Genomic DNA, 7,027 nt, shown 5'->3' on the forward strand with positions numbered 1-7,027 from the left:
GCGGTCTTCTACGACGTTCCGGCTGATGAGTTAAAAGACGACGACACACCTGACCCAGAAGAAGAGACTAACGATGCTGAAGCTAAAAAGGCCAAGCGTAAAAAGTTTAATCTGATCTATTGGATCGTCTGGGCGGTGATCTACTTGGTAGTCAGCGTGGCCACCGGCAAGTGGGGAGCGAGCTGGACCCTCTTGCTATTAGCGGCCGCCATCTATCTGATTGCCCTGGCCTTCCGCTGGGTGAATTCAACTAAATAAGCAAGGAGCATCTTCTTTAGAGAAGACAGCTCCTTTTTCATTACTAACCCATGCCGTTTGCTGCTACAATTAAGTTATCTCTTCAGAAAGCAGGAAAGTCATGCTAAAAGACGGCCTCTACGAACAAATCGTTAACCAAAAAATTCTTGAGCAGTTGCAAGCCCTCGACCCAGATCGCTACCAAGTTTCCTTAGACAACCTAACTGCGGCTGATGCCTATAGCCTGCTCACCATTTACCTGTCCCAAGTCATCCGGTCGGGTCTGCGCTATTTGCGGGACAGCTACAAGCCAAAAGAAGAAGCCGAATCCTTGTTAGCCCAGCTGAGCTTAGCCAATTCCATCATTGACCAAGTCGCAGAACATACCCAAGACCAGGACTACCAAGACTTGCAGATCCTGGAAAAGGGCGAAATCTTAACTTCCATTTATGAAAAAGTGGCCCAGCTGAAAAAGACTTTTCCCATCCGGCCTGAAACTTCCCTGGTAGAAAACACCTTGTTTACCGGCAGTAAAACTGAACCCAGCATGCTGAGCGAGCTCAAGAAGGAAATTGCTTCTTCTGACCGGATCGACTTTTTGGTTTCTTTCATTAAATGGTCGGCTATTCGCCCACTCTTGGGGGATCTAGAAACTTTTACTAAAAAGGGCCACCACTTGCGGATCATCGCCACCACCTACACCAAGGCCACCGACTATAAGGCGATCCTTGCCTTGAGTCAGCTGCCCAATACTGAGGTCAAGATCAACTACGAAACTCAGCACGCACGCCTCCATGCCAAGTCCTACCTCTTTTGGCGGGAGAGCGGCTTTTCGACCGCTTATATTGGCTCATCCAACCTGTCAAACTCGGCTTTGACTAGCGGCCTGGAATGGAACGTTAAGGTGACTGAGCAGGAATCCATCGACATTGTGAATAAGTTTGTGGTTTCTTTTGAAAGCTACTGGAATGATCCTGCTTTTGAGACTTTTGACCCAGATAATTTAGCCTGCCAGAAGAAGTTAAAGCAGGAATTGTCAAAAACAGAGCTTTCGACTTTTCACCTAGAAAGCTCCATTCTCCCTTATAGTTATCAACAAGATATCCTGGACCAGCTGCAAGCTGAGCGGGAAGTTTATGGCCATGATAAAAATCTCCTGGTTGCTGCGACTGGGGTCGGGAAAACCGTAATTGCCGCCTTTGACTTCAAACGCTTTTTAGCTAAAAATCCTGGGGCTAAGCTCCTCTTTGTCGCCCACCGGCAGGAAATCTTGGAGCAAAGCCTGCAAAAATTCCGCGAAGTCTTAAACGACTTCAACTTCGGCCAGCTCTACGTGGGCGGCTATAAGCCGGATGACCTCAGCCAGCTTTTTGTCTCCATCCAGTCCTTTAATTCTGGGAAAATCGCCGACTTAACCCCGCCTGACTACTACGACTTCATCATCATCGATGAATTCCACCATGCTGCTGCCAAGTCCTACCAAAAACTTTTAGCCTATTACCAGCCAAAAATCCTGCTCGGCTTAACGGCAACGCCGGAGCGGATGGATGGGCAGGACGTTTTGAAATACTTTGATGGCCGGATTGCCTCCCAGATGCTTTTGGGGGAAGCCATTGACCGCCAGTTGCTCGCTCCCTTCCAGTATTACGGGGTAACCGACAATATTGACTACTCCGGCCTTAAGTGGAGCCGAGGTCAGTACGAGATCAGCGAACTGGAAAATGTGTATACTGCCTCTGATGCCCGGGCCAATTTGATCGTCAAAAATACGGTGAAATATTTAGGCGATCTAAGTGAAGTCAAGGGACTCGCCTTTTGCGTCAGCGTCAAGCACGCCGAATTTATGGCTAACTACTTTAACCGCCACCACATCCCGAGTGCATCCCTGTCCGGCCAAAGCAAGAAGGAGGACCGCAAGCGGGTTAAAGAAGACCTAATTTCCGGCAAGATCCGTTTCATTTTTGTCGTTGACCTTTATAACGAAGGGGTGGACATCCCTTGCGTCAACACCATCCTCTTTTTAAGACCAACCCAAAGTCCGACCATTTTTCTCCAGCAGCTGGGCCGGGGCTTGCGCCTTTACCCAGGTAAAGACTGCTTGACGGTTTTGGACTTCATCGGCCAGGCCAATCGCAATTATAGTTACCAGGCCAAGTTCCGGGCTTTGATCGGCCCGAGCCGCCACCGGCTGAGCCAAGAAGTAGAGGACAAATTTCCTCACCTACCGGCCGGCTGCTATGTGGAACTAGAACCAGTTGCTGAAAAGTACATTTTAAATAACCTCAAGCAAAATACGGCCAACAAGTTGAACTTGATCAAGCAGGTTGGCGCGTTCTCGGAAGTAACCGGGAAAGAGTTAACTCTAGCCAACTTTTTAGACGAATACGAGATGAGCCTCTATGACTTTTACCAGGCTAATGGCTCACGGTCTTTGCATCGCTTGAAAAAGTGGGCGGGGTTAATTGATGATGACCGGGATGTGGAAAACTCGGTTTACCAAAAGTTCAGCAGCTTTTTCCACATTGATTCCAAGCCCCTCTTGGACTTTTGGATTGCGTATTTGACTGAAGGTCGAGAAGGCAAGGAAGATAAGGAAGAATATACTGCCAACGAACGCTTGATGGTGGGGATGCTTTATTACAGCTTTTACAAGAAAAAGCCGGCCCAACTGGGATTTCGGGACCTGGCTGATGGGATTTTTACTTTTGTAAAAGAGGACTTTGTCAAAAATGAATTGTTGGAAATCCTGGAATATAAGCGGAGCCACCTCAATTTTGTGGCGAAAGCCAACGAATATCCTTACCCTTGTCCCCTAGAGCTCCACTGCCACTACAATGTCAACCAAATCATGGCCGCCTTTGACTACTTCAACGAAGACCAGTCCCCAGAATTCCGGGAAGGCGTGAAGTATTTTGCCGAGAAAAAGACTGACATCTTCTTGATCAACCTGAACAAGAGCGAAAAAGACTTTTCCCCATCCACCATGTATGAGGACTATGCGATTAATGCCCAGCTTTTCCACTGGCAAAGCCAGAGCCAGGACCGGCTGGCAAGTGCCAAGATCCAGCGCTACATCCACCAGGGGCAAACGGGTAATTATATCTCACTTTTTGCCCGGGAATATAAAAATCGCGGGTCATACACGGCCCCTTACATCTTTTTAGGGAACGCCGACTATGTCAAAAGTTCCGGCGAGCGGCCAGTTTCCTTTGTCTGGCACCTACATACGCCAATCCCGGCAAGTCTTTTACCCGCCGCCAACAAGGCCATTTCCTTATAAATGTCCGTGTTATAAGCGCTATTTTCTGCTATACTAGGCTTGTACGATAGGCTTTGCAAAGTATCTATTAACTGAAAAGGAGTAAATAATTGAAAATTTTAGTTGTTGGCGGTGCGGGCTATATTGGCTCACACGCAGTTAGACGGTTAGTTGCCGATGGCAATGATGTTGTTGTGTTGGACTCCCTTTTTACCGGGCACAGAGAAGCGGTTGACCCAAAGGCCAAGTTCTACCAAGTTGACCTCCTGGACACCCCAGCTGTTGCCAAGGTTTTGAAGGATGAACAAATCGAAGCTGTAATGCACTTTGCTGCTTACTCTTTGGTTGGCGAATCTGTAAAAAAGCCTCTGAAGTACTACAAGAACAACGTTTCTGGCATGATCAGCCTTTTGGAAGCCATGGAAGAAACTGGCGTGAAGTACCTCGTCTTCTCCTCCAGCGCTGCTACCTACGGCATCCCTAAGACCCTGCCAATCACCGAAGAAACCCCGCTTAACCCAATCAACCCTTACGGGGAAACCAAGATGATGATGGAAAAGATCATGCACTGGGCTGACAAGGCTAACGGCATCAAGTCCATCGCCCTGCGCTACTTCAACGTGGCTGGCGCTAGCTTAGACGGGTCAATCGGTGAAGACCACCACCCAGAAACCCACTTGATTCCAAACATCATGAAGGCTGCCCTGTCAGGCGACGGCAACTTCACCATCTTTGGCGATGACTACAACACCAAAGACGGTACCAACGTCCGCGACTACGTTCACGTGGTTGACCTGATCGACGCCCACGTTTTGGCCTTGAAGCACCTGATGGAAACCAACGAAAGCGACGTCTTCAACCTGGGTACGGCTAACGGCTTCTCCAACTTGGAAATCCTCCGCGCTGCCATCAAGGTTACCGGCATCGACATCCCTTACACCATCGGGCCTCGCCGCGGCGGTGACCCTGACTCACTTGTTGCCGACTCAACTAAGGCTCGTGAAGTCCTGGGCTGGAAGCCACAACACGAAAACGTTGACGACATCATCGCCAGCGCTTGGAACTGGCACCAAAAGCACCCAAACGGCTTTGCTAAGTAATAGAAATGAAAAAGATTGCCTCACGGCAATCTTTTTTCTTTTGCTATTTTTCTGTTTCTTCTATTTTTTGTTTTGCCTTTTTAAAAAAGGGATCCGCAGCCAGAGATCATCTTGAAGAGGTCTTCCCGGTAGTCCGGGTCTTCTTTTCTCAAGCTGGAAATGGCTACGCCAAAGTGCTCGGAATAGCCGGTTGAGTTGATATACTTGCCTTGGCCGATGTACATGGCTACGTGGCCTGGGAAAAAGATCAAGTCCCCTGGCAAAAGGTCGTCAAAACCGATCTCGTGGATCGGCCACTCCGGCTTGATTTCCGCATCCCGCCAGATCAAGACCCCGTTCAGCATGTAGGACATGAAGACCAGCCCTGAGCAGTCGATCCCCAGCGGCGTCTTTCCCGCCCAGCGGTACTGAACGCCCAGGTACTTTTTAGCCGTTTCAACCACAGCGGCTCTGAAGCTGTCTTCATCAGGCTTGCCCTGCAGCAAGAAGTAGTCCGGGTTCTCGCTCCACAAGTAGTCATCCTCGTCTTGTCTTTCGCCAATGGCCGTGTGCGACACCCAGCCGGTCACGCCGCTGACCAGTTCAACTTCGACATAGCCGTCTGCCTCATTGCCGGTCGTTTTGACCAGGCTCCCCCGGTAGAGGGTCTGCAGGATTGGGGACGAAACCTTGGGCAGGGCTAGGACGTCGATCACTGGCCGGGTAATGAGCTTGATTACCCGGGCCTTCAGTTCGACCAGGTTGACCGGGGTCACTGCCTCTTTTGGCAGGTAGCCCTCATAGCCGTAGTGGGTTTCCACATACCAGCAGTCTTCTTTTTTATCCGTTGCCTTCACGGCCCAGCCGTACAAGACTTCATCGGTCCGGGACGTTAAGTCGTCTGCCAGCAGCCATTCTGCTGACTTGTTGATGATGCCGTACATTTTTCCTCTTCTCCTTATAAAAAAGCCTCCAGTTATTTTCCCTTATTACTTAATTATCTCATTCTTAGCCAAAAAGCGACAAGCTCCCCCAGCAAAAGTTAAGATTTTTAACAGATTGCTAACCGATACTTAAATTAATTTCACTTTTATTTAGCTTGTGTTAAAATATTTCATGTAACTCAATGGAGGTTTTATGGAAGAAAAGAAACAGACTAACGAACAAACGACTTATAAGCGGTCTTTGACCAATGCCCACATCCAGCTGATTGCCCTGGGCGGGACGATCGGCACCGGCCTTTTCTTGGGGGTGGGCAATTCCATCCAAAAGACCGGCCCATCCGTCATCTTGATCTACATCATCGTTGGCTTGATGCTGTTCATCTTGATGCGGGCCTTGGGTGAATTGATCCTTTCGGATTTAAAGAAGCACACCTATATCGAATTTATTGAAAAATATCTCGGCCCCTCGATCGGCAAGGTGACTGGCTACCTCTACTGGCTCAGCTGGATCATCCTGGCCATGGCGGAAACGACGGCTTTAGGCATCTACTTTAAGGCCTGGTTCCCCCACCTGCCGACCTGGCTCCCCGGCATCTTGTCGGTCGCCGTTTTGCTGGTGATCAACCTGATTTCAGCCCGCTTTTTCGGGAACCTGGAATTTGCCTTTGCCATCATCAAGATCTTGATGATCGTCTTCTTTGTCCTGTTTGCCGGCTACATGCTCGTCGCTGGGCAAAAGACCCAGTACGGGCAAGTCAGCTTGAGCAACCTGTACAATAACGGCTTTTTCGTTAAGGGGACTGGCGGCTTTTTACAGGCCTTCCAAATGGTCATCTTCTCCTTTATCGGGGTGGAACTGATCGGGCTGACTGCTTCTGAAGCCAAGGACCCGCACAAGACCATCAAGAGCGCCATCAACGAACTGCCAGTCAGAATCATCCTCTTCTACGTCTTGGCAATTGTAGCGATTTTGGCCATCCTGCCTTGGAACAAGGTAACGACCGCCAGCTCGCCATTCGTCCAAGCCTTAAACGGTGCAGGCTTTAGCGGGGCCGGCAACCTGATCAACTTTGTCGTGATCACCGCGGCCATTTCTTCAACCAACAGCTTTATCTATAGCGCCGGCCGCCTCCTCTTCTCCGTGACTTTAGGAGGAGAAGGCAAGTGGAACAAGTTCTTCGGGCAGCTCAACCACAGACAATTGCCGCTCCGGGCTCTGTGTTTCTCCGCCCTCTTGATCGCCTGCGCCCCAATCTTGACCCTGATCATGGGCGATGAAGCCTTTAGCTTTATCTCTGCAATTGCGACCAGTATGTTCCTGATCATCTGGATCATCATGACCGCGACTCACCTGGTCTATCGGAAGAAGACGCCTAAAGAAGAGCAGCACGAGTTTAAACTCCCACTCTTCCCATATCTGGACTACCTGGTCCTGGTCTTCTTCATCAGCATGATCATCTTGCTGCTGTGCCTGGAAAGCTACCGGGTGCCAATGATTACGGCGCTGA

4 protein-coding genes and 1 pseudogene are annotated in these 7,027 nt (G+C 49.6%); 4 read left to right on the top strand and 1 reads right to left on the bottom strand.

Going from position 1 to position 7,027, the window contains the following annotated elements; genetic code table 11:
• The 3 genes and pseudogenes from ACI4WN_RS01525 to galE all read left to right on the top strand — a co-directional run.
• Window positions 1-258, top strand: a pseudogene (locus ACI4WN_RS01525) (XRE family transcriptional regulator); the annotation flags it as partial.
• 100 nt (window positions 259-358) lie between these two features.
• Complete coding sequence (locus ACI4WN_RS01530) at window positions 359-3,517, top strand: DUF3427 domain-containing protein (RefSeq protein WP_439776673.1); 3,159 nt, start codon at window positions 359-361, stop codon at window positions 3,515-3,517.
• 89 nt (window positions 3,518-3,606) lie between these two features.
• Entirely contained in the window at window positions 3,607-4,596 is a 990-nt protein-coding gene (galE, locus tag ACI4WN_RS01535; RefSeq protein ID WP_439776674.1) for a UDP-glucose 4-epimerase GalE, read from the top strand.
• An 80-nt stretch (window positions 4,597-4,676) separates the two neighbouring features.
• On the opposite strand, the gene ACI4WN_RS01540 is transcribed toward galE, so the two are convergent.
• Entirely contained in the window at window positions 4,677-5,519 is an 843-nt protein-coding gene (locus tag ACI4WN_RS01540; protein ID WP_439776675.1) for an NlpC/P60 family protein, read from the bottom strand.
• A 193-nt stretch (window positions 5,520-5,712) separates the two neighbouring features.
• Between ACI4WN_RS01540 and ACI4WN_RS01545 the strand changes: the two genes are divergently transcribed.
• A partial coding sequence (locus ACI4WN_RS01545) for an amino acid permease (RefSeq protein WP_439776676.1) occupies window positions 5,713-7,027 on the top strand: 1,315 nt, incomplete at its 3' end.

Origin of the sequence: Lactobacillus sp. (assembly GCF_051893255.1) — a bacterium.
In the GTDB taxonomy this organism is placed as follows: Bacteria; Bacillota; Bacilli; order Lactobacillales; family Lactobacillaceae; genus Lactobacillus.

Coding starts and splice junctions, on each gene's coding strand:
- ACI4WN_RS01530 (WP_439776673.1), top strand. CDS start 359: ATGCTAAAAGACGGCCTCTACGAACAAATCGTTAACCAAAAAATTCTT.
- ACI4WN_RS01540 (WP_439776675.1), bottom strand. CDS start 5,519: ATGTACGGCATCATCAACAAGTCAGCAGAATGGCTGCTGGCAGACGAC.